This is a genomic window from Rothia sp. HMSC078H08, from assembly GCF_001808955.1.
Classification (GTDB): domain Bacteria; phylum Actinomycetota; class Actinomycetes; order Actinomycetales; family Micrococcaceae; genus Rothia.
Window position 1 is genome coordinate 139,359 of sequence record NZ_KV795254.1, and the last position, 21,560, is coordinate 160,918.

Annotated in this window: 18 protein-coding genes; 13 read left to right on the plus strand and 5 right to left on the minus strand. The window is 58.0% G+C overall.

Going from position 1 to position 21,560, the window contains the following annotated elements:
- Positions 1 to 3 precede the first annotated feature (3 nt).
- A complete protein-coding gene (locus tag HMPREF2528_RS04185; RefSeq protein WP_012904032.1) occupies positions 4 to 984 on the plus strand; it encodes a ribose-phosphate diphosphokinase in 981 nt (326 codons plus the stop codon).
- A 108-nt stretch (positions 985 to 1,092) separates the two neighbouring features.
- On the opposite strand, the gene HMPREF2528_RS04190 is transcribed toward HMPREF2528_RS04185, so the two are convergent.
- Positions 1,093 to 2,259, minus strand: a complete 1,167-nt coding sequence (locus HMPREF2528_RS04190) for an arsenate reductase/protein-tyrosine-phosphatase family protein (protein ID WP_070507844.1) — start codon at positions 2,257 to 2,259, stop codon at positions 1,093 to 1,095.
- Between the two features lie 424 nt (positions 2,260 to 2,683).
- On the opposite strand from HMPREF2528_RS04190, the gene HMPREF2528_RS04195 reads away from it, so the two are divergent.
- From HMPREF2528_RS04195 to HMPREF2528_RS04250, 12 genes are all read left to right on the plus strand, one after another.
- Positions 2,684 to 4,399: an ABC transporter ATP-binding protein gene (locus tag HMPREF2528_RS04195; protein WP_231840259.1), complete on the plus strand. Its 1,716-nt coding sequence runs from the start codon at positions 2,684 to 2,686 to the stop codon at positions 4,397 to 4,399.
- A gap of 103 nt (positions 4,400 to 4,502) precedes the next feature.
- Positions 4,503 to 5,423, plus strand: coding sequence for a glycosyltransferase family 2 protein (locus HMPREF2528_RS04200; protein ID WP_070507842.1), 921 nt, complete (start codon positions 4,503 to 4,505; stop codon positions 5,421 to 5,423).
- A 224-nt stretch (positions 5,424 to 5,647) separates the two neighbouring features.
- Complete coding sequence (locus tag HMPREF2528_RS04205) at positions 5,648 to 6,646, plus strand: CgeB family protein (protein ID WP_070507840.1); 999 nt, start codon at positions 5,648 to 5,650, stop codon at positions 6,644 to 6,646.
- The gene (locus HMPREF2528_RS04210; RefSeq protein WP_049332971.1) at positions 6,637 to 7,737 is read left to right on the plus strand and encodes a hypothetical protein; all 1,101 of its coding nucleotides are present in this window, start codon (positions 6,637 to 6,639) and stop codon (positions 7,735 to 7,737) included. The genes HMPREF2528_RS04205 and HMPREF2528_RS04210 overlap by 10 nt, the downstream gene beginning before the upstream one ends.
- Complete coding sequence (locus HMPREF2528_RS04215) at positions 7,737 to 8,465, plus strand: acylneuraminate cytidylyltransferase family protein (protein ID WP_070507838.1); 729 nt, start codon at positions 7,737 to 7,739, stop codon at positions 8,463 to 8,465. Before HMPREF2528_RS04210 ends, HMPREF2528_RS04215 begins: the two co-directional genes overlap by 1 nt.
- A gap of 87 nt (positions 8,466 to 8,552) precedes the next feature.
- The gene (locus tag HMPREF2528_RS04220; RefSeq protein WP_049343032.1) at positions 8,553 to 10,796 is read left to right on the plus strand and encodes an N-acetylneuraminate synthase family protein; all 2,244 of its coding nucleotides are present in this window, start codon (positions 8,553 to 8,555) and stop codon (positions 10,794 to 10,796) included.
- A gap of 11 nt (positions 10,797 to 10,807) precedes the next feature.
- Positions 10,808 to 11,893, plus strand: coding sequence for an acyltransferase family protein (locus HMPREF2528_RS04225; RefSeq protein ID WP_049332964.1), 1,086 nt, complete (start codon positions 10,808 to 10,810; stop codon positions 11,891 to 11,893).
- On the plus strand, positions 11,890 to 13,005 hold the full coding sequence (locus HMPREF2528_RS04230) for a glycosyltransferase family 4 protein (protein ID WP_070507836.1): 1,116 nt from the start codon (positions 11,890 to 11,892) through the stop codon (positions 13,003 to 13,005). Before HMPREF2528_RS04225 ends, HMPREF2528_RS04230 begins: the two co-directional genes overlap by 4 nt.
- Positions 13,002 to 14,405 carry an O-antigen ligase family protein gene (locus HMPREF2528_RS04235; RefSeq protein ID WP_070507834.1) on the plus strand — a complete coding sequence of 468 codons (1,404 nt, stop codon included), beginning with the start codon at positions 13,002 to 13,004 and terminating at the stop codon, positions 14,403 to 14,405. Before HMPREF2528_RS04230 ends, HMPREF2528_RS04235 begins: the two co-directional genes overlap by 4 nt.
- A gap of 2 nt (positions 14,406 to 14,407) precedes the next feature.
- Positions 14,408 to 15,448: a glycosyltransferase family 4 protein gene (locus HMPREF2528_RS04240; RefSeq protein ID WP_049352043.1), complete on the plus strand. Its 1,041-nt coding sequence runs from the start codon at positions 14,408 to 14,410 to the stop codon at positions 15,446 to 15,448.
- Between the two features lie 65 nt (positions 15,449 to 15,513).
- A complete protein-coding gene (locus HMPREF2528_RS04245; protein ID WP_070507832.1) occupies positions 15,514 to 16,461 on the plus strand; it encodes a glycosyltransferase family 2 protein in 948 nt (315 codons plus the stop codon).
- Between the two features lie 12 nt (positions 16,462 to 16,473).
- Complete coding sequence (locus HMPREF2528_RS04250; RefSeq protein ID WP_070507830.1) at positions 16,474 to 17,721, plus strand: glycosyltransferase; 1,248 nt, start codon at positions 16,474 to 16,476, stop codon at positions 17,719 to 17,721.
- Positions 17,722 to 17,810: 89 nt separating this feature from the next.
- Here the strand turns inward: HMPREF2528_RS04250 and HMPREF2528_RS04255 are convergent, their stop codons facing one another.
- From HMPREF2528_RS04255 to rfbA, 4 genes are all read right to left on the minus strand, one after another.
- A complete protein-coding gene (locus tag HMPREF2528_RS04255) occupies positions 17,811 to 18,119 on the minus strand; it encodes a PqqD family protein (protein WP_070507827.1) in 309 nt (102 codons plus the stop codon).
- Positions 18,116 to 18,973, minus strand: coding sequence for a nucleotidyltransferase family protein (locus HMPREF2528_RS04260; protein WP_049356079.1), 858 nt, complete (start codon positions 18,971 to 18,973; stop codon positions 18,116 to 18,118). The genes HMPREF2528_RS04255 and HMPREF2528_RS04260 overlap by 4 nt, the downstream gene beginning before the upstream one ends.
- Positions 18,974 to 19,085: 112 nt before the next feature.
- Entirely contained in the window at positions 19,086 to 20,558 is a 1,473-nt protein-coding gene (locus HMPREF2528_RS04265) for a tyrosine-protein kinase domain-containing protein (RefSeq protein WP_012904015.1), read from the minus strand.
- A gap of 96 nt (positions 20,559 to 20,654) precedes the next feature.
- The gene (gene rfbA, locus HMPREF2528_RS04270) at positions 20,655 to 21,515 is read right to left on the minus strand and encodes a glucose-1-phosphate thymidylyltransferase RfbA (protein WP_070542636.1); all 861 of its coding nucleotides are present in this window, start codon (positions 21,513 to 21,515) and stop codon (positions 20,655 to 20,657) included.
- Between the last annotated feature and the right edge of the window lie 45 nt (positions 21,516 to 21,560).

Below are 21,560 nucleotides of genomic sequence, written 5' to 3' on the forward strand. Positions count from 1 at the left end.
ACCATGAGTAGCGAGATTACCAACCCCGGTGAGCGCAAGCTTGTAGTGGTCTCCGGTCGAGCACACCCCAAGCTCGCCGAGGAGATTGCGCAGGCCCTTGACCACGACCTGTTGCCCACCTCCGCATATACCTTCGCCAACGGCGAGACCTACGTCCGTTTTGAGGAGTCTGTGCGCGGTGCGGACGCATTCGTGATTCAGTCGCACCCGGCACCGATTAACGAGTGGCTCATGGAGCAACTCATCATGATTGATGCGCTCAAGCGTGCCTCCGCTCGCTCCATTACCGTGGTGTCCCCGTTCTACCCCTACGCTCGTCAGGATAAGAAGCACAAGGGTCGCGAACCCATCTCGGCTCGCCTGATTTCTGACCTGTACAAGACCGCCGGCGCGGATCGCCTGATGTGCGTCGATCTGCACACCTCGCAGATTCAGGGCTTCTTCGACGGCCCGCTGGACCACCTCTTCGCAATTCCGGTGCTGGCTAAGCACATCCGCGAGCGCGTTGAGGACCTGTCGAACGTGACCGTGGTGTCCCCGGACACCGGTCGTGTGCGCGTGGCCGAGCACTGGGCCACCCTGCTGAACGGCGCACCCCTGGCCTTCGTGCATAAGACCCGAGACATCAACGTTCCGAACCACGCGGTCTCCAAGACCGTTGTGGGTAACGTTGAGGGCCGCACCTGCGTGCTGATTGACGACATGATTGACACCGGCGGAACCATCGCCGGCGCCGTGAAGGTCCTCATGGATAAGGGCGCGAAGGAAGTTATCATCGCGGCAACCCACCCGGTTCTCTCCGATCCCGCCGTTGAGCGTCTGTCCGAGTGCGGCGCGGTCGAGGTCGTGGTGACCAACACCCTGCCCGTCCCGGAGGAAAAGCGCTTCGAGAACCTGACCGTTCTCTCCATCGCGCCCCTCATCGCTCGCGCTATTCGCGAGGTCTTTGACGAGGGCTCCGTGACCGAGATTTTCGATCACTAGGGCTTGAATAGGCTGTAGAAAATCCCCCGCTACCACGGTTGTGGTAGCGGGGGATTTTCTACGTTTCTGAGGGGGGGCAGGCCCCTGCAGATTCTGTATTGCGGAGATTTAGCGGTGGGCTCGCGCCAGCCACGGCAGAATCACGCGTAGCGACTCTTCAACCTCGTCCACGGCCTTCTTCGCGGCGGCCGGGCCTCGACGGTAGGGGTCCTCGAGCTTATCGCTCGCGAGGGGAGTGCCACCGTAGGAGTAGAGGTAGGAGAGCGGCTCGGCACGGCGCGCTTCCTCACGAAGGCGAGCAGCCTGCTTGAGCAGCACGATCTTGGAATGGTACTGGGGCCACTCGCGCACGATCCAGTCGGCGTGCACCTTCTCCGCGACCAGGATGATGGTCGCGTTCTTAATGATCTCCTCGGTCAGCTGACGGGAGGCGAAACCCTCGGGATTGTAGCCACGCTCGATGAGCTCGTTGGCGATGAGCTCGTACACGCCCTGACCGACCAGCGCGCCGGTACCGGCGCTGGCGAAGGTCCACTTGTCCTCCAGCCCGTACTCTGCGGCCAGGTGCTTGGAAATAACCTCGCCGGAGGCGCTGCGGGCAATGTTGCCGGTGCACACGAAGAGCGCCTGGAAGGGGCCGTCGGTGTCGTGTGCGCCGCTGCGGGTGAAGGTACCGGGGGAGAGCTTGAAGAGCGGGGTGCGTTCGCGTTCACCCTGCGGGGCGCTTGCGGTCTCCTCACGTGCCGCGAGGGCTGTCGGAGCGGGCTCTTCTGCGGTGTCGGCCAGAACACCCGAAGCGACGGTGGGTGCGTGGTGTTCCTCGACGTGAACGGAGCGTGAGGAGGAGCCCTCTGCAGACGGTTCGTCCAGGGGGAGGATATCGGCGGCGGTACCCGAGGTTTCGGTGAGGTTCAGCGGCTGCGCATCAATGGTGACGGTGCCGTCCTCAGAGATTTCTTCGGCGTGGGAAGGCTCGGATGCTTTGGGAAGGGGCGTCTGGGCGGCGACCTCGGCGGGGGAGTGAGCCTCATACTCGCCCATGACTTCGCGGAGCGAACCCGAAGGGACCATGGAGCGCTGGGCGGCCCCGCGGCGGTTCTTGCCTGCCAGGTCGGGGTTGTTCTGGATCAGCGAGCGGACCCCTTCCGCAATGGAGGGGGCGGATGCCGGCGCAGTGGTCGCGGTGGTTTCGGGGGCCTTGGAGGAGTCGGTGATCTCCTCTGCGGAGCCCCGGGTGTACTTGTCCTTCAAGGACTTGATGTTGAAGATGCCCATCAAAAGCCTTTTCTCTTGACGTACCCAACGGTGAACAGGGAAGCCGGAAGTGTCGGGTGAAGTTGAACGAATAGTATCTATCATACCGAGTTGCTTGACTCTTCAAAGGTCTCTGAATCTCGAGTGTGGCGAATTCCCTAAGGCCTCGTCCGATACATCTTCAATGTAGGTCGCTCTGAAAGTTTCAACTTGGGGACGTGATGATGACCTAAAGTACAAACTTTATAGCGAAAGGGTTTAGAGGTCACATGCTAGAATTGGCGTGAAATGCTAGGCTTCTTCTCACTCGGAAGCCAGTGCAAACACTCACCAACGAGGACCAATGAAGAGTATTTACACTAAGCTTCGTATCTTTTTCCCAGGACGGAGCTTTACACTACTAATTGTGAATCTAATCGGCCTATTCCTTCTTTCGCTAATGGAAATGGTCGGTGTTGCTGCTGTTCTTCCCATCATGAATATTGCGATGGGCGCTGAAATTACCGGCTACCTGGCTGTAATTTCTGATATCTTCGGCAACCCTCCGCGTTCTGATTTGGTGCTCTACTTGGGTGTTGTCCTGGTGCTCGCCTTTGTGATTAAGGGTATCGCTGCGCTCCTCTTTAAGCGCTGGAGCCTGAAATTTACGGGTTACCAGCAGTTGGCGACGTCGACGACAATCCTCAATCATTACATGAAGGATAGCTACTTCAACCACAAGAAGTCTCAGCCTGAAGAAACCGCATACCTGATTAGCACCTACGTGGTGTTTGCATACCGCGGTTTTGTGGGATCGATTATTAACTTTGTGGGCGATTTCCTGTCTATCATCGTGTTGCTCATCATGATTCTTTGCGTCATGCCGGTTCCGGCGCTGATCGCTTTCGCATACTTCGGCATCACCATTGCTGTCATGCAGTTCTTCTTGCGCCGCGGTAACGCGAAGTATGGTGAGATAACGGCACGTGCAGGTCGAGACGCTTTGCGCTTCCTCCTGGATGACATCAGGGGCTTCCGCGAAATTCGTATTACGAATGCACACAAGGCTGCTATCGAGCAGTACCGCGAGCCCGCAGTACGAAGCGTTAAAAGCGACGTTAACCTCTCGTTCCTGAATGACTTCCCCAAGTACACCCTTGAAGTTATTTTCATTGTGGGTATCGCTGGTCTGTTGGCTCTGGTGACCGCAACTCAGGGTGCTGATGGTCTTCCTTCCCTCATGCTTTTCGCAACCGCATGTATCCGCATCCTTCCGAACGCTACCCGTATGATTGCTTCCCTGGGCGGTATTCGCGCGAACGAGTTCGCTAGTGAAGAGGTTGCTAAGGTCATCCGCTCGATGAGCCCGGAAGAGCAGCGCCTGCAGATGGTTGAGTTCAAGGATGAAATTGATCCGGCAACCATCATTAACTCGGGTATTGAGCCCGTGGATGTTCAGATTGATAACCTGGTCTACCGTTACCCGGACGGTGATAAGGACGTTCTCAAGGACATTCAGCTGGATGTGCCGGCTGGTACCTCGGTTGCTTTCGTGGGTGGTTCCGGTTCGGGTAAGACTACTCTGGTTGACTTGATTCTTGGTCTGCTGACCCCGACGAGCGGTACGATCTCTAGCCAGGGTAAGGACATCCATACTGACCTGCATTCCTGGTATCAGAAGATTGGTTATGTCCCTCAGGATCCCTACCTGGGTAACGGCACGCTGCGTGAGGCAGTTGCCTTCGGTATCCCCGCAAAGCACATTGATGATGACCGTGTGATCTACTGCCTCGAGCTGGCGGAGCTGATGCCCGTTGTCGAGACCCTGGAAGACGGCATTAACACCTCGATTGGTGAGAACGGTAACCGCCTTTCCGGTGGTCAGCGTCAGCGTGTGGGCATTGCGCGTGCGATGTACCGCAACCCGAGCCTGTTGGTTATGGATGAGGCAACCAGTGCACTGGACAATGAGACTGAGCACAAGATTACTCAGACCATTAACCGCATCTCCAAGGAGATTACCGTGATTATCGTGGCTCACCGTCTTTCCACGGTGCGTAACGTTAATCAGCTGGTGTACCTCTCCCAAGGCCGCATCGCCAATAAGGGTACCTTCAAGGAAGTTCAGGCGGCAAACGAAGAATTTGCGAACCTCGTTCGCCTGGGCCAGCTGCCCGACTAATTGAAACTATGGGGGTGATCGTATAGAGATATAGATACGGTCGCCCCCATATTTAACCTTCTATCGCTTGTGATTTTCAGGCGCCTCACTCAAAGGATATATTGTGACTCATACTCCCCGTGTATCTGCGGTTATTCCTTTCTACGGCGAGCCGGAACCGGTTCTCGCCATCATTGACACCCTCCACGCGCAGAAGGGGATTGACCCCTCCGATATCGAAATCGTCGTTTCGGACGACGTCTCGCCCGTTCCCTTCCCCGAGGTTGAGGGCGTGACCGTCGTGCGCCGTGCCGTCAACGGCGGCTTCGGTAAGGCCGTGAACTCCGGCGTCGCTGCCGCGACCGGCGAATGGGTGTTCATCCTCAACAGCGACCTGGAGCTGGATGACACCTTCATCTCCCGCATGCTCGCCGCAGCCGAGGCACACGGCCAGGTTCTGGCCAGCCCGCAGGTCATCGGCCACGACGGCCAGCAGCAGTGGGTGGCCCGCAAGTTCCCCACCGCCGGACATATCGCCTGGGAATGGTTCACCCCCTTGGCTCGCTTCAAGCCGACGAAGTGGTGGCACCGCGGCGTTGGACACGATGTTGAGGCATGCACCGGAACCTCCGACGCGAAGGTCGACTGGGTTATGGGTGCCTGCATGGTCGTGCCTCGCGCCGTATTCAACCGCCTCGGCGGCATGGACGAGCGCTTCTACATGAATAGCGAAGAGGTGGACTTCCAGTACCGCCTCTCGCAGGCCGGCGTGGACCGCTACCTGATTCCCTCGGTGACCGTTACCCACGAGGGCGGCGGATCTTCCCCCTCGGAGCGTCGCATCCAGTGGCTGACCACCGCACGCTTCATCTACGCCGACAAGTGGGGCTGGGAAAAGAAGCTGGCCGTAGCCCTGCGTGCAACCAGCTACGCGAACTTCCTCGTGAACTCTGTGCGTGCGCTGCGCAATAAGGATGTGGACGCTCGCGGGTTCCTCGCCGCCGACCTGGAGCGCATCGCCAAGGCCGAGCGCCGCGAAAACTAGCTCTAGTGTCCGCACCCGGTGCGGAGCGCCCCATAGCTAAACGTTGGAGGTGACACACTGCGTAAGCATGTGTCATCTTCTGCTTTCGTTGTAAAATTTTAGTAGGTATGTTTGAGCGTAAGCTCTGCTTGAAACGTGCCTCTCTGCTTCACTCCAACACATAGCACCGCACGGTTTTGCCCTGCGGGTTCTTATAGCAAACGCCGACAGGATCCATTCCTCATATGACTCAGCCCAAACTTCTACTACTCTCACCCGCATTCCACGGGTACTGGAAGGCGATTCAAGCGTCCCTGGAAGTGCACGGATACGATGTGCGCACCCACATCTACGATGCTCCGGGTACCCTCTCCGAGCGCATCCTCAACAAGCTCGCCCACGAGCTGCCCGAGAAGTACCGCCCCGAAAGCTTTGCGGCTCAGGCAACCCGTAAGGCTATCGATGCTTTCAACGAGTTCCGTCCCGACATCGTGCTGGTCATTAAGGGCGATATGCTCTCCCGCGAATGGTGGGACCTGCTGGCAACCTCCGGCGTTCGCTACGGCACCTGGCTCTACGACGAGATGCGCCGCATGAGCTACACCGAAGAGGACCTGCACCACCTGGGCTCGCTGGCAAGCTACAGCCCGCTGGACGCGCAGCACCTGCGCGAGCAGGGATTCGAGGTGCTCGACATGCCCAACGCCTACGACACCCACTGCCCGATTGTTCCTGTCCGCGAGGACTCCATCAACTTTGTGGGCGCCAAGTACCCCAACCGTGAGGAGACCCTGCAGGCCCTCGTCGCCGCCGGTCTGCCGGTGCGTGCCTACGGCCGTGCCTGGTCGCGCCACCCCTACGATATTCTGCGCACCAAGCAGTTCAAAGACTCCGGCGTACCCGCCGGCCGCGATATTGACCGCTCTGAGGCGTACGGCATCATGGCGTCCTCCCCGGCCACCCTGAACATCCACAACAACCAGGACGGCTTCACCATGCGTACCTTCGAGGCGCCCGGCGTTGGCGCCCTGCAGGTGATTGATCGCCCCGACGTGGACCGCTACTACATTCCGGGTGAAGAGGTTCTGGTGTACGAGAGCATCGATGAGCTCATCGAGATTTGTACCCGCATTTTCCGTGACCCGAAGTGGGCGCGAAAGATTCGTGAAACCGGTCAGAAGCGAACCCTGGCCGAGCACACCTTTGATCAGCGCGTCAAGATTTTGGAGCAGCTATGGGCCTAACCTACCCCCTCGACATTGATGCATGGGCCGCCTGGCAGAAGCGCCAGAACACCCTGCGCTGGGCTAAGGGCGAGGCCCGCAGCCTTATCGGACGTCTGCGCGGGGGCGCGGCGGAACAGGAAGCACCTGTTGGCGGTGTTCTCTATACCCGAGGCGCCGTACCCCGCGTGCTCATTGTGCTCGATTCTTTCTCTCCGACGAGCCGTAACTCCCTTCTGGAGCCGCTCAAGTACCTCGAGAACGTGGGCGTGGCCCTGTGGGTCCCCGAGGACGCCTCGGAGTACCTCAACGGCCAGTACGCCACCGAGCGTTACGGCCGTGATGCCTGGACCGAACAGGAAGTGACGGGCGACCAGCTGCAGGGGCTCCTGCCCGGTGTGCGCGTGGTCCTTTCCCTCGGCCACTACCTGGCCCGCGGCGCGGCCGCCTACGAGTACTCTCGCGCGATTGGTGCTGAGTACTGGGTCGTACAGCACGGTCTGCTCGTGCCGCAGGCACCGCCCCTGCCGGTTGGCGCAACTCTGTTGGCGTTCAGCGAAGCCGACGCAGAGTTCTGGGCGTCGGGTCGCCGCGACGTGACCACCCACGCGGTGGGTTCCCAGCTGCTCTACCTGGCCGCTCAGAAAGCCGCCGGCGCCGAGGCGCAGAAGCAGAACGATCTGGAACCAATCTTCTTGGGCCAGATGCACGGCGCCGAGCTACCGCGAGCATCCTTCGCTTTCGCTGCGCACTCCTTCCTGAAGAAGTACGGCGGTATCTACCGCCCGCACCCGAGCGAGAAGGACAAGCTGTCGGTGCTGACCCACAAGCTGTGGGAGAAGGAAGGCATCCGCATCGATCGTTCCGGAACCCCTCTGAACGAGGTACCGAACCCAGTCGTGTCGATTTTCTCCACCGGTGTGCTGGAGGCGGCTATCCGCGGCATCCCGGCCTGGGTGTACCACCCGGCACCGCCGGCATGGCTTGTGGAATTCTGGGACCGCTACGGCATGAACCGGTGGGGGAGCGAACCCACCCCCGCCCCGGTTCAGCCCGAGAAGGAACCGGCACGCCGCATCGCTGAACTCATCATCGAAACTCTGGAGGCATAATGCGTATTCTCTGCGTCATTCCCGTACGCGGTGGCTCAAAGGGCATTCCGCGTAAGAACCTGCGCCCCATCGCGGGTAAGCCGCTGGTCGCGTGGACCATCGAGCAGGCACTGGCTGCTAAGGAAGAAGTCGCCGGCGAGCACGAGCTGCGCGTTGTCGTCTCCACCGATGATGCCGAGCTGGCTGATATCGCCCGCGAGTACGGTGCCGAGGTGCCGTTCATCCGCCCGGCCCACCTGGCGGAGGACACCACCGCAACCGAGCCGGTCGTCGAGCACGCCATCGAGTTCTACACCGAGAACGGCTGGGCACCCGAAGCCGTCATGCTGCTGCAGGCAACCAGCCCCGTGCGTCTACCCGGAACCCTGGCACGCGCGGTCCGCCAGTTCGTCGAGAACGACAAGGACTCCATGGTCGGCGTGATCCCGATTGGCCCGTTCATTTGGACCTGGCACGCCGATGGGGAACCCACCGCGGCGTTCGAGATTATGGCTCGCCCGCGCCGCCAGGAGCTGACTAAGGAAACCTTCCGCTACCGCGAGAACGGCTCCATGTACATCACGAAGACTCCTGTGTACACTGAGCACCACAACCGCCTGGCCGGCTACCCCGGCGGTACGATTGACTTGTTCCTGCTCAACGAGGTTGAGGGCGTCGACATCGACGCGCCGATTGACTTCTCCGTGGCGGAACATCAGCTCACTCAGATTCTGAACGAGAGCAAGTAACCCTCGTCCCGGCGACATTCTCGTCGCCATCCCGGATTGACCGGCACTCAGTCATTCAATAGAACACTCACGAAAAGGTTCAAACCTATGATTATTGAACGTAATATCGCCCCGTATGTGGTCTTCGCTGAAGACCCGATTCTTACCGCACTGCAGAAGATTTCTGCCAACGGCCAGCGCATCATCTTCCTGGTCAACGAGTCCGGTATTCTGCGCGGTTCTCTCTCCGATGGCGATTTCCGCCGCTGGCTGATTGCTAACCCGACCGCGTCCCTGGAGACCAGCGCCCTGGATGCCGCTAACACCAACCCGCAGACCGCACCGGCTGATGCTGATCCCGAGACCCTGCGCGCATACTTTGCCAAGGGCATCAACCATGTTCCGCTGACCGACGAGCGCGGCCACCTCGTGGCGCTCGCCATGGACGAGCAGGACGTCCTGCGCATCGGTAAGCACACCATCAGCGAGGACTCCCCGGCCTTCATCATCGCCGAGATTGGCAACAACCACCAGGGTAGCGTTGATTTCGCTAAGGAACTGGTGGACCTGGCCGTTGAGTCCGGTGCCGACGCCGTGAAGTTCCAGCTGCGTGACATGGACGCCCTCTACCGTCAGCGCGGTGCCGCCACCGCGGGCGAGGACCTGGGCGTGCAGTACACCCTGGACCTGCTCTCCCGCTTCTCCCTGAGCGTGGACCAGATGTACGAGGTCTTCGACCACGTCAAGCAGCACAACATGGATATCATGTGCACCCCCTGGGATGCCCCCTCGGTGCAGGCACTGGTCGACTACGGTATTCAGGGCATGAAGATTGCTTCTGCCGACCTGACCAACCACGAGCTGCTGCGCGATGTCGCATCCCGTGGTCTGCCCATGCTGGTTTCCACCGGTATGAGCCGCGAGGAAGAGATTCGCGAGTCCGTGGCCCTGCTGCGTAACGCCGGCGCATCCTACGCCCTGCTGCAGTGCCAGTCGGCCTACCCCGCACCCTTCAAGGACGTGAACCTGGCCTACATGGACCGCCTGGCCGAGATTGGCCAGTGCCTGGTCGGTTACTCGGGCCACGAGCGTGGCTACCACGTGCCGATTGCCGCCGTTGCTCGCGGTGCAAAGATCATCGAGAAGCACTTCACCACCGACAAGACCCTCGAGGGTAACGACCACACCGTCTCTCTGCTGCCCGAGGAATTCAAGGCCATGGTCCAGCAGATTCGCGAGGTTGAGGCCGCTATCGGTTCTGCCGCTCCCCGCGAGGTGTCCACCGGTGAGCTGATGAACCGCGTGAACCTGGCCAAGTCCCTGGTCGCTACCCGCCACATCGCTAAGGGCGAGGTCGTGACCGAGGCCGACGTGGCCGTGAAGTCCCCCGGCCGCGGCCTGCAGCCGAACCACCTGCCGCAGCTGGTCGGCCGTACCATGCAGCGCGACGTTGAAGAAGGCTCGTTCTTCTTCGAGGGCGACCTGAAGGATGACCTGGTCACCCGCCGCGACTTCAAGTTCGATCGCCCCTGGGGTCTGCCCGTCCGCTACCACGACTACAAGCCGCTGATTGAAGAGGCTAAGCCGGACTTCCTGGAGTTCCACTTCTCCTACAAGGACCTGGACATCAACATCGACGATGTCTTCGACTCCAAGCTGGACATGGGCTTCACCACCCACCTGCCCGACCTCTTCGCAGGTGACTTCCTCGTGGACCTCGCCTCGAAGGACCCCGAGGTGTGGGAACGCTCCATCGCCGAGGTGCAGCGCACCATCGACATCACCCGTGACCTGACCCGCTACTTCACCGTGGACGAGGACCCGATCATGGTTGTGACCATGGGTGGCTTCACCAAGGACAAGCACATCCCCGTCTCCGAGCGTGCCGAAAAGTACGAGCGTATCGGCGAGGCCCTGAAGCACCTGGACGCATCCGGCGTGCGCCTGGCCGCTCAGACCCTGCCCCCGTACCCCTGGCTGATGGGTGGTCAGCAGTACCACAACCTGTTCCTGGATCCGAAGGACACCGCGGAGTTCTCGCGTGCCTACGACACCGCGCTCTGCCTGGATATCTCCCACACCATGCTGGCTTCTAACTTCCTGAACATTCCGCTGTCGGAGGCTGTTGAGCAGCTGGCACCGCTGTCGATTCACCTGCACCTGGTGGACGGCGTTGGTGTTGACGGTGAGGGCGTTCAGGTTGGCGAAGGCGACGTGGACTGGGCCGCACTGGGCAAGCAGCTGCGTGAGCTGGCCCCGAAGGCATCCTTCATCCCTGAGATTTGGCAGGGCCACATCAACAACGGTGAAGGCTTCTTCACCGCCCTGGACCGCCTCGAGAAGTGGCTGTAGGACCGGCATCTATGGCCAAGTCTCAGACCGTAAAAGCTCGGGAGGGTGACGTCCTTGATCAGGACTTCATCACTCCCGGGCGTTTCCGGGAGCTGGACGGGTTCCGCGGCCTGGCTGCTATTACCGTGGTGATTTATCACCTGGGTGTTCCCGCTACGGAGAACTATCCGCGGACTGCTCCTTCGCCCTATGACATTCCTCTGGGCGAGTTGGGTGTTCAGCTCTTCTTCATCATTTCCGGTTTCGTGATTCTGCTCAGCGCTATCAAGAGTGGGTCGGCACTGAAGTTCGCGGTTTCGCGTTTTTCTCGTATCTACCCGACCTATTGGTTTGCGCTGGCGGTATCGGCTCTGGTGTATTTCATCTACGGAAACCCCGGACGCCATATTACGATTCCGCAGACCCTGATTAACACGACGATGCTGCAACGCTTCCTGCGTGTGGATAACGTGGATCAGGTGTACTGGACGCTGGCAGTGGAACTGCAGTTCTACGTGATGGTTGCCCTGTACCTGATTATCCGGAAGGGAAAGATTTACCGTGGGGAGCTGACTACGATTCTGCTCACCTGGTCGGTTATCGGTACGGCTCTGTGTCTGCTTTTCCACCCGGAGGCTTCTCTCGGCGGAGCACCGAAGATGATTGTGTGGGCCGCGGTTGCGGAACATTCTTCGCTCTTTAGCTTGGGCATGGTGTTCTTCATGTACAGCCATGATCGAAAGTTCACCTGGCATATTCCGTACTTTGCGATTCTGGCTTCCCTCAACGCGGCACTGATGCATGATCTTGCTCATGGAATCGGTGTGGCATTGATTAGTCTGGTGTTCTTCATCGTTGTATACCTGAAGAATGTTCCGGTACTTTCGAGGGGTCCGCTGAATTTCTTGGGACGCATTTCCTATCCCCTTTACTTGGGCCACGCTATGGTCGGTTATATGCTTGTTGATATGTTCTACCCGGTGGCTGGTCCCTGGGGGGCACGTATTATTGCATTGGTTTTGGTGATCTGCTTCGCTTACCTGGTGCATATTTCCATTGAAACTAAGGTTTCTGCATCCTTCCGTTCTTTCCTCACTCGAAAGTTGACTAAGGCATGACCTCTACACCAACGGCTCTATGGGTCGTTCCGGTTCCCGATTTTGGTGGAGTAGCTCGGCACGTTGTCGATATGGCACGTGCCGGGCTCCCCGGCTTTAACCTGGTGGTTCTCGCGCCCGAGGGTAAGCTCACGAGCCGCCTCGAGGAACTGGGCGTCACCGTCATCAAGGCTGAGTTCGGCCCCGACTACGGTTTTAAGACTTCCTTTGTTTCTTTGCAGAAGGCTGTTGAGCAGCTCCGCCCGGATATTGTGCACAGCCACCTGGCGTATGCGGACGTTGTAGCGACCGCTGTGGTCAACGCACTACGCATCCGTAGCGTCATCAAGCGCGGCACCCGCGTACCGAAGCTTCTGACCACTGAGCACGGTATTGCCGGTAATGACTCGGTGTACCACGGTAGCTCCTGGCGTTCTAAGCTCATGGAGACCGTGCATCGTGTGCGCCTGTGGGGCACCGATCAGGCGATTGCTGTTTCTCGTTCTACCGCTGATCAGATGCGTGCCAAGTGGGGCGCTCGTGGCGTGGAGCTGGTGTACAACGGCGTGGATATCCCCGAGGTGCACGCGGCTGTTGAGCAACAGCGTGTTCCCGCAGAGGGAGGTCCGCGTATTCTCTCGCTGTCCCGTCTGTCCCCTGAGAAGGGTATTGACGTGCTGCTGGCTGCTTTTGCGCAGCTTCGTGTTGATTACCCGCAGGCGCATCTTGAGATTGCGGGCTCTGGTGATTTGGCGTCCGAGTTGCAGGCTCAGGCTCAGCGCCTGAACCTGGGTGATTCGGTGACCTTCAGCGGCTTCGTTAACCCGATTGAGGCGATGGGCCGTAGCGACATGATTGTTCAGCTGTCGGTGTGGGAGAACTGCTCCTACACTCTGCTGGACGCTAAGGCAGCTGGTCTGAAGACGGTCGCTACCGCTGTGGGCGGCAACCCGGAGATTTTGGGCGCCGACGAGCTGGTAGACCGCCAGAGTGCAACCCTGACTCAGGATGTTCTGCAGGCTATGCGTGCGCAGCTGCAGAAGGATGAGTCTGAGCCTTTCACCTGGATTTCGAATGAGCAGATGGCTGCTCAGACGGTTGATATTTACACTCGCACATTGGAGAAGAAATGACCGTGTCTTTCTCGCAAAGTACAGAGACCGCAGCTTCTCAGCAGGATAAAAATCCTAATTCTCTCCAGGCATATCGCATTGGGCAGGCCACCGCGGGTGAAGTAAAGTACCTTGTCGGTAGCGTCTCAAGACTGTCAATGCTTGATTTTTGGGCTGGTTTTGGTCTGATCTTCATCGGCGTCCCTACGCCCATTGTGACCATGCCTGTGGGTACCGTTGTTGTGATGTTGTTTGTCTTGTACAAGCTGACAAAACCTGCCACCTTGGAGACACGGTATAACTCCTTGTTCTTCTCAATCATCTTGTTTGCTGTTGGCTGGGCTTTGTTTGAAAGTCTAGCTTTTAACGGCATTTCTGTTGATGAAGCGATTCGCCGTGCAATCCGCATGGCTGTGGTCCTTCTTCTGGCGTTGCAGATTGCTCAAAAGAGGATTGACATTCGTTCCCTCATCTTTGGCGTGGCTGCGGGCCTTATTTTCAACCTCATTGGATTTTATGCAGGTATTGCGCCCGATAACTACGGCGGTACGCTGACCGGCTGGCTGAACGATAAGAATCAGTCTGGTCTGTATTACGCAATTTTTGGCTTCCTTTTCGTGGCTATGGTCCGAAAGACAAGTCACCGTATCGTTGCTTTTGTTGTTACCTCCGGCATGCTGTGGCTGACCGGTTCCCGTACCTCTCTTGCCGCATATGCTTTTGCTGTCCTGTGGTTGTACTTCTCTCATCGCCTGAATTTGTTCGGTAAAGCAGTTCTTGCGTTGTTGTTTTACCAGGCTGTGAACTACCTGGAAGATAATTTTGCGCGTGCCGGTGCCTTCGCGGATCGACTCGGTAGTGACCTTCTGCGTGAACGAATCGATGAGACCATGTACCGCATGATTGATATGGTTCCTTGGTATGGTGGCGGTCTGGGTACCGCTCAGGTGCCACTTCAGAATCGTTACTTCTATTTCCACAATTCATATATGACGCTGGTCCAGGAGGCCGGATGGCTCTATATGATTGTGATTGTAGGCCTGATGATTTCTGCCGCATTCATCTGGAAGCAGCCGCGTGCTCAGCGCATTGTTATCGCCGAAGCCGCAATGGTGATTATCATTATTACCTCCCAGCGTCTTGGTGAGGTGATTCTGACTGTGCCGTGGGCTATCGTGGTGGGTCTTGCACTGCTGTACCTGAACCCGGATAAGGATCTGGACGCTTCGGATAGCGGTCATCATGAACCAGGTGCTATGCAGAAGGTGCAGAGCAGTGATGAAAAACCTGAGCCGCAGAACGGCAAGCTCATCGAGCAAGAAGCTCCTGTCTCTGTACCCCCCCAAGAAACGCCTAAGAAGCCGACTACTTCTAAATCGTTTGACGTCAGTTCTATCCGCCAGCGGGCAAGGAAAATATAACGATGAAAGAGCTTTATATAGCTACCAATAACGGTGACATAGGCGGCGGCGAGGTCATGCTCCTGAATATTGCTCGCGCAGCCCGTAGCCTTGGCTACAAGGTCACTATTGTGGGTCCTTCCGAGCCGAAGCAGCTTGTAGAAGCTGCTGCGGATGAGGGGTTCCCCCGCATTGTCTTGCCGGCTAAGAACCGCGCACAGTACATGGTGGCTCTGCGTAGCTGGCACGCTCGCCATAAGGACGTTCTGTTGTGGTGCAATGGTCTGGTTCCCGCAGCGGCAACGGGCGGCCGTAAGAACCGCATCGTGCACCTGCACCAGCTGCCTACCGGTGTGAACGCGAAGCTCGTACCCTTTGCCCGCCATAAGGCGTCTGTCACCCTGGTGCCTAGCCGCTATGTGGCTCGTGCCTGCCCCGGTAGCGAGCTGTTCGCGAACTGGGTCAGTGGTGTGTCCACTGAGCTGGATCACCGGGTGGGGGAGCGACGCCTCCGTATCGGTTACCTGGGACGTTTGACCCCGTCCAAGGGTATTGCAACCCTGTGCCAGGCGATGAGCTCCTTGAACGCTAACGGCATTGAATACGACCTGGTGATTGGTGGCGAGCCTGTCTTCGCAACTGATGAAGAACGTGCTGAGGTTGAGGACGCCCTAGCCCGTGTTGCTACGTTCAGCACGCGTTTGGGCTGGACTACCCCAGACCGTCTTTTCGGTGACATTGACATGCTTGTTGTACCTTCGATTGCCCCTGAGTCCTTTGGCTTGGTGGTCGCTGAAGCGATGAGCGCGCGCGTCCCTGTGGTTGTCAGTGATGCTGGTGCTCTGTCGGAGGTGCTGGGCGGCGCGTCGTACCCGTACGTTGTGCCTGCTGATCAGCCGGTAGCTCTTGCACAGGCCATTAAGAGCCTGGGTACTGAGCTTCGAGAAGATACGGATGCCCTGGCGGAGCGAACCTCCGAGCTGTTCTGGCGTTGGCAGGAGAACTATTCGCCTGAGGCTGGTCAGGTCCGTGTCGGTGAGATCCTGGAACGTTTTATCCGCTAAGGTGCTTCTAAACCTATAGATCATTCCCAACGGATATCCTCTCACTCAAACCCCGAAGGAAAATTATGACGACTACCCACCGCTACAAGGCTGCGGTTATCATTCCCTCTCGCGGTGGTGCAGATATTCTGCACTACCCGCTGGATGCGCTTGCCGCCCAGACCGAGAAGGACTTCCAGGTTATCGTGGTCCTCGACGGCGATATTGACAACAGCGAAGCTGTGCTTGACCGCTACATTGCGGAAGGCAAGCTGAACCTGACCAAGATTGTTTTCGAGGAGAACCGCGGTCGTGTGGCAGCGCTGAACGCTGGTCACCGTGCGGCTGATGCGGATATCCTCATCCGTTGTGATGACGATCTTGAGCCTGCTGCTGACTATGTCGAGGCGCAGATTCGCCTGCACCGTGATTATGACGGTGTGATTGGTACCTTGAAGAACGTGTACCCGGACACTCCCTATTCTCGTGTGTACGGTAACTTCCGCGATGCCCGATTCAAGGAGGGAGCCCTCAGCGTAGCTGAAGAAGGCCGTTGGCTGTACTGGAACGGCAACTCTTCTATCTCTGCGGAGTACTTTGACCGTACTGGCGGATACGACCCTGCGTACCGCCTCTACGGGTGGGAAGACGTAGACATGGGCAAAATGGTCCATGACGCTGGTGGCCGCATCATCATCTCTGATGAGGTTGAAGTCAAGCACTATGCTGAGGCTACCACCACTGCGGTGCGTGCCCTGCGTGCCCTACACTCGGGTTCTGCTCGCACCATCTTCGTGCGTAAGCACGGCGATGCGGCGCACCCTGCCCCGAACCCGACCGGTCCCTGGGGTTTCTTGGTCAAGACCCTCGCTCGTTTCACCACCGAGAAGACCATCAAGGCTCTGGGGGATGCGAGCGATAAGATTCTGCTCAAGCTGCCGGCTAAGGCGGCTGAGAAGCTTGTGGCTTTGCAGGTTGAGGCTGCATCTTACGCCGGTATTCACTATCCTGAGCGAGCTCAGAAAGTTTTCTAGGAGGAAAAGAAAATGTCACTCACTCAGCTCTTGACCTCCGCTCCGTTTACCGGGCCGAAGAACCCTGACGCGGTGCTTGCGGATATCCCGAAGAGCCTCAAGAAGCTTGGCCGCCTGGTGCGTCGTTACGTGCCGCTGGTGAAGCCTGAGGCTACTGAAGAGATTGCAATTGCCCACGACTACCTGACTCAGCGCGGCGGTGCGGAGCGTGTTGTGCTGGCAATGCACCGTGCGTTCCCGGATGCACCGATTTACACGACTCTGTACGACCCGGAGGGCACCTTCCCCGAGTTCAAGGACGCGAAGATTATCACGAGTCCGCTGAACAAGATTGGCTACCTGCGTCGTAACCACCGTATGGCTCTGCCGATTCTGCCGTTTGCTTCTTCTCTCTTGAAGGTGCCGGCTGAGCGTGCTGTGGTGTCGACGACCGGCTGGGCGCACGGCTTCAACTTTGCTGGTCGTAAGTTCATTTACTGCCATTCGCCGGCGCGTTGGCTGTACCTGAGCGATCAGTACCTGGGTGAGAAGAGCACCGGTCCCGTGCCGTTGCTGCTGAAGACTCTGCGTCCTGCACTGATGCTGTGGGATCACTGGGCGGCTCACTGTTCGGCGGTGTACGTGGCGAATGCGAGCGTGATTAAGAAGCGTATTGAGAACGTCTACGGTAAGAAGGACGTTCCGATTTTCTTCCCGCCGCACTCGGTAGACGCCACCGCACCGGTTGAGCCTATTCCGGGTCTGGAAGAGTTTACCGAATCGGACGATTACTTCCTGATTGTTTCGCGTCTGCTGCCCTACAAGAATGTTGATAAGGCTGTTGAGGCGTGTAATGAGTTGGGTAAGAAGCTGCTGGTGATTGGTCGCGGCCCGGAGAAGGAACGCCTGGAGGCCCTTGCTGGCCCGACTGTTCGTATTGCTTCGGGTGTCTCGGATGCGCAGCTTCGTTACGCGTACCGTCACTGCTTGGCGCTGCTGGCTATCTCTTATGAGGACTTCGGTATTACCCCGCTGGAGGCGGGCGCTAGCGGCAAGGCCGTGATTGCCTACCGTGCGGGTGGCTTCCTGGATACCATTCAGGAAGGTAAGACCGGCATGTTCATCAACCAGCCGACTGTGGAACAGCTGGTGGAAGCCCTCAAGGCTTTCAATCCGGATGACTGGGATGCCGACTACATCCGTGAGCACGTTGATGGCTTCTCGGAGGCTCGTTTCATCAGCCGCCTGAAGATGTACGTGCAGGCTCTGCCTGAAGACTAAAAGAGCTCAACGGCTCATAGAAGAAGGCGGGGCGGTAGAAACTAAGGTTTTTTTCTACCGCCCCGCCTTCTTTGCGCCTTCTGGAGGCCTTAGCGGGCCTCTAGGAGCCCCTTGGAGAGCAACTCGGGAATAAAACCCTCAATCTGCGGCCCCATAGTCTCTACGGGCTGTTCATACATCTCGCAGAGCACGTCGATAGCCTCCTGCAGAGACATCGGGTCTTCAAAAATACTCCAAATAATGGAGGCTGAGTCCTGAAGGACAGACAGCTCCCCGTTGGCAAGATTCGCGAGATAAGTTGCCGTGGGGGAGTACTTAGCGAACTCTTCAGAATGAACGTACGCGATGTTCTCGGGAATACCGTAGACGGTCTGACGGGAATCTACCGGATTGCTCATTTTTTCACCTTGATTCCGAAACGCTCAAAGAACTTTGCACGTATCTCTGCCTTAGTGGGGGTGCGTCCCAGCTGCATCGCCAAATGGTCCTTGTTCACAAAGAAAATATTTTTGAGGGTGCGCAGCTTATCGTGCAGGGTGGATGCCGACTGCAAACGCCCAATCCACTGAATGTAGTGGGGCACATCCTGCGAGACCGACAGCCACAGCAGGTAGTCTCGGTCGTCACGGTACTGCTCCAGACCGCCCATAGCCGCGCTATATGCGAGGGAGGAGTCAAGCTCTTCCGCGCGGGCTCGCAGGCGCTGCCAATCGCTGTACGAGAGCAGGGAGACCAGGTAGTTAATATCTGCGCTGTAACGTGAGGCAGCGCGGGCGCGGTGAAGCACCACGAGAAGACGCGCGTCCAGGTCACTGGGGACAGTGCAGGGGCGGTGTGCAATCATACGGGTCTTGCGCGCTGCCCAGATGCGGTCAAACGCCTTCTCGTAGTCGCCGTGGCGTCCCAGACCGGGGAAGAAACGATGAATATCGGTCAGGCCCCATGAAGCGTGGTAGAGCGTCATCGCGTGCTCGAACACGGAACCTGTTTCGAAGTGGGCTTGGATACGCCATCCATCTGCCAGAAGGATCTCTACAAAGCGGTCCACGTGAGAGGGACGGACGAGCAGGTCAGCGTCGGAGCTGTACCTGCCCTTGCGGTAAATTTCCTGGGAGAAAGCGTAGCCTTTGACATGCAGAATATCGATGGAGTGCATGTCGGCAATTCGCTGGAAGTAGGCGTGCGCAAGCCGAATCCGTGCCGCGAGCGGAGTAGTCTGCGGCTCCGGGGTATTGGATGAGTGAGTGGTCACAATAGCCTTTCGGTGCACATGTATACCAGATAAGTATAAGGCGGGACAGACAGAAAATACTGCCCATCCCGCCCTAAGTCGCTCCCTATAATTTAGGGCGCTTATTACGTTATTACTTCTTAGCCGAGGACTTCTTTGACGACTTCTTGTCGCCGTCCTTGCCGTAACCGTAGTAGGTTGCATAACCAACGTAGGCGCTTGCGTAGCCGAAGCCGTAGTAGGAGTTACCCAGACCCTTACGGGGTGCACGGTTCAGAACCATACCGAGGAGGTTAGCGTTGACCTTCTTCAGGATGTTGGCAGCCTCGGTCATCTGCTCACGGTGGCTTCGGCCGATAGAACCAACGAGGATCACGCCATCCACGGAGTGGGAGAGCAGCGAAGCGTCGGTCACGGGCAACAGCGGCGGAACGTCAACGACCACGATGAACTCTTCGGAGAGCTCGTTAATCAGCTGGCGCATCTTATCCGAACCCAGAAGTTCGGAGGGGTTCGGGGGGATACGGCCTGCAGGCAGGACGAAGAGGTTCGAATCACCCAGCTGGTGCACAGCGTTAGCAATCTCAACCTGACCAGCCAGAACCTGGGTCAGACCGACCTTAGCGTCGAGCTTCAGCTTCTTAGCCACGGTCGGGCGGCGCAGGTCGGCGTCAATGAGGATGACGGGCGAACCCGCATCAGCCATTGCGCGAGCCAGCGACAGCGACACGGTAGACTTACCTTCACCGGGCACTGCGGAGGTGACGATGAACGAACGCGGGGGAGTGTCAACGTTCACGAAGCGCAGGTTGGTGCGCAACTGACGAATGGATTCCTGTGCGATGTGGTCGTCGGTGTTGCCGTTAACGATGTTTTCTTCGTTCAGGTCGTCACTGACGGGCAGAACACCCAGGATGCTCGCGCCGGTTGCCTTGGTAGCATCGTCACGAGTGCGGATGCGCTGATCCAGTGCGCGGCGCAGGAAGATTGCAGCGTAGACCAGAACCAAACCGGTGCCAGCACCGATAAGAGTGTTCTGCTGGTAATTCGGAGCTACCAGCGGCGGGTTCACGCTTGCGTTATTCAGCGGAATCACGCGAACGGTGTTGCCGCCAGTCGGGGATGCACCGGTGTTTTCGCCGTTTACCAGAGCCTGAGCATTACCGGGGTTCTGCTCAATCTCCTTGATGTAGTCGGCGGTAGCCTGCAACGCACCGTTAGCGAGCAACTGTGCGTTCTTCGGGGAAGAAGCCTGCGCGCTCACGGTAATCAGCGCGGCGTTATCACCCGCAGTTGCAGTGAGGCTTGCACGAATCTGCCCGGTAGTCATGGAGAGTTCGGGGTTGTTCTGCTTAATCTTCTGTGCCACGGCCTCAGAGGAGACGATAGCAGCGTAGGAACGAGCGCGCTCCTTAGCGGCTGTAGAGCCGGAGAGAACATCCACCGTACCGGACTCGCCCACGGTCACGTAGCCCGAGGACGAAGCAGCGTAGACCCTCGGCTGGAGAGAGGCATAGCCGAAGCCCGCTGCGGCACCGACAACGATGCCAATAATCAGCAGCCAGAGGTTAGCCCTCGTGGTGCGGAAAAATTCCAAAATGGTCATGGTAGTGAGAATACTCCAGAAAGTTTGAGTTAGTGTACCTGCAACGTGGAGTGTTGTTGCAGGCGGTGAAGGGATACGAAAATCCCCTGGTGTTTATTAGCGGAGCAATCCGAGCAGGTAGCTACCGTAACCGCTCTTAACAAGCGGGGTAGCAATGTCGCGCAACTGCTCATCGGAGAGCCAACCGTGGCGCCACGCAATTTCCTCCGGGCAACCAACTGACAGGCCCTGACGGCTCTGAACAGTGCGGATGAAGTTAGTGGCATCAGCGAGTGAATCAAAGGTTCCGGTATCGAGCCACGCGGTACCGCGAGGCAGAACCTCAACCTTCAGTTTACCCTGTTCCAGGTAGACGCGGTTGAGGTCAGTGATTTCCAACTCACCGCGCGGAGAAGGCTTAATCTGACGTGCATACTCTACAACCTTGGAGTCGTAGAAGTACAGACCCGGAATAGCGTAGTCGCTCTTGGGGTTCTCGGGCTTCTCTTCGATGGACAGTGCGTTGAAGTTCTCGTCGAACTCCACCACGCCGTAGGCGCGAGGATCAGCAACCCGGTAAGCGAAGACGGTTGCGCCGTCCTTCTGCTCGTAGGTGGCAAGCTGAGTACCCAGACCGGGACCGTAGAAGATGTTGTCACCGAGCACGAGGGCTACGGGGTCATTACCAATAAAGTCGGCACCCAGAATAAATGCCTGTGCAAGACCGTCCGGGGAAGGCTGCACCTTGTATTCGAGATTAATACCGAAACGGGAACCGTCACCGAGCAGTCGCTGGAACTGCTCCTGGTCGGCAGGAGTGGTAATAATCAAAATATCGCGGATACCCGCCAGCATGAGAGTGGACAGCGGGTAGTAAATCATCGGCTTGTCATAGACCGGAGTGAGCTGCTTGCTAATGCCCTGAGTGATAGGGGGCAAACGGCTTCCGGTACCGCCGGCAAGAATAATTCCCTTCATAACTTCTTATTGTGTCATGTTTATCTCTTTGTTGAGGCATAAAAA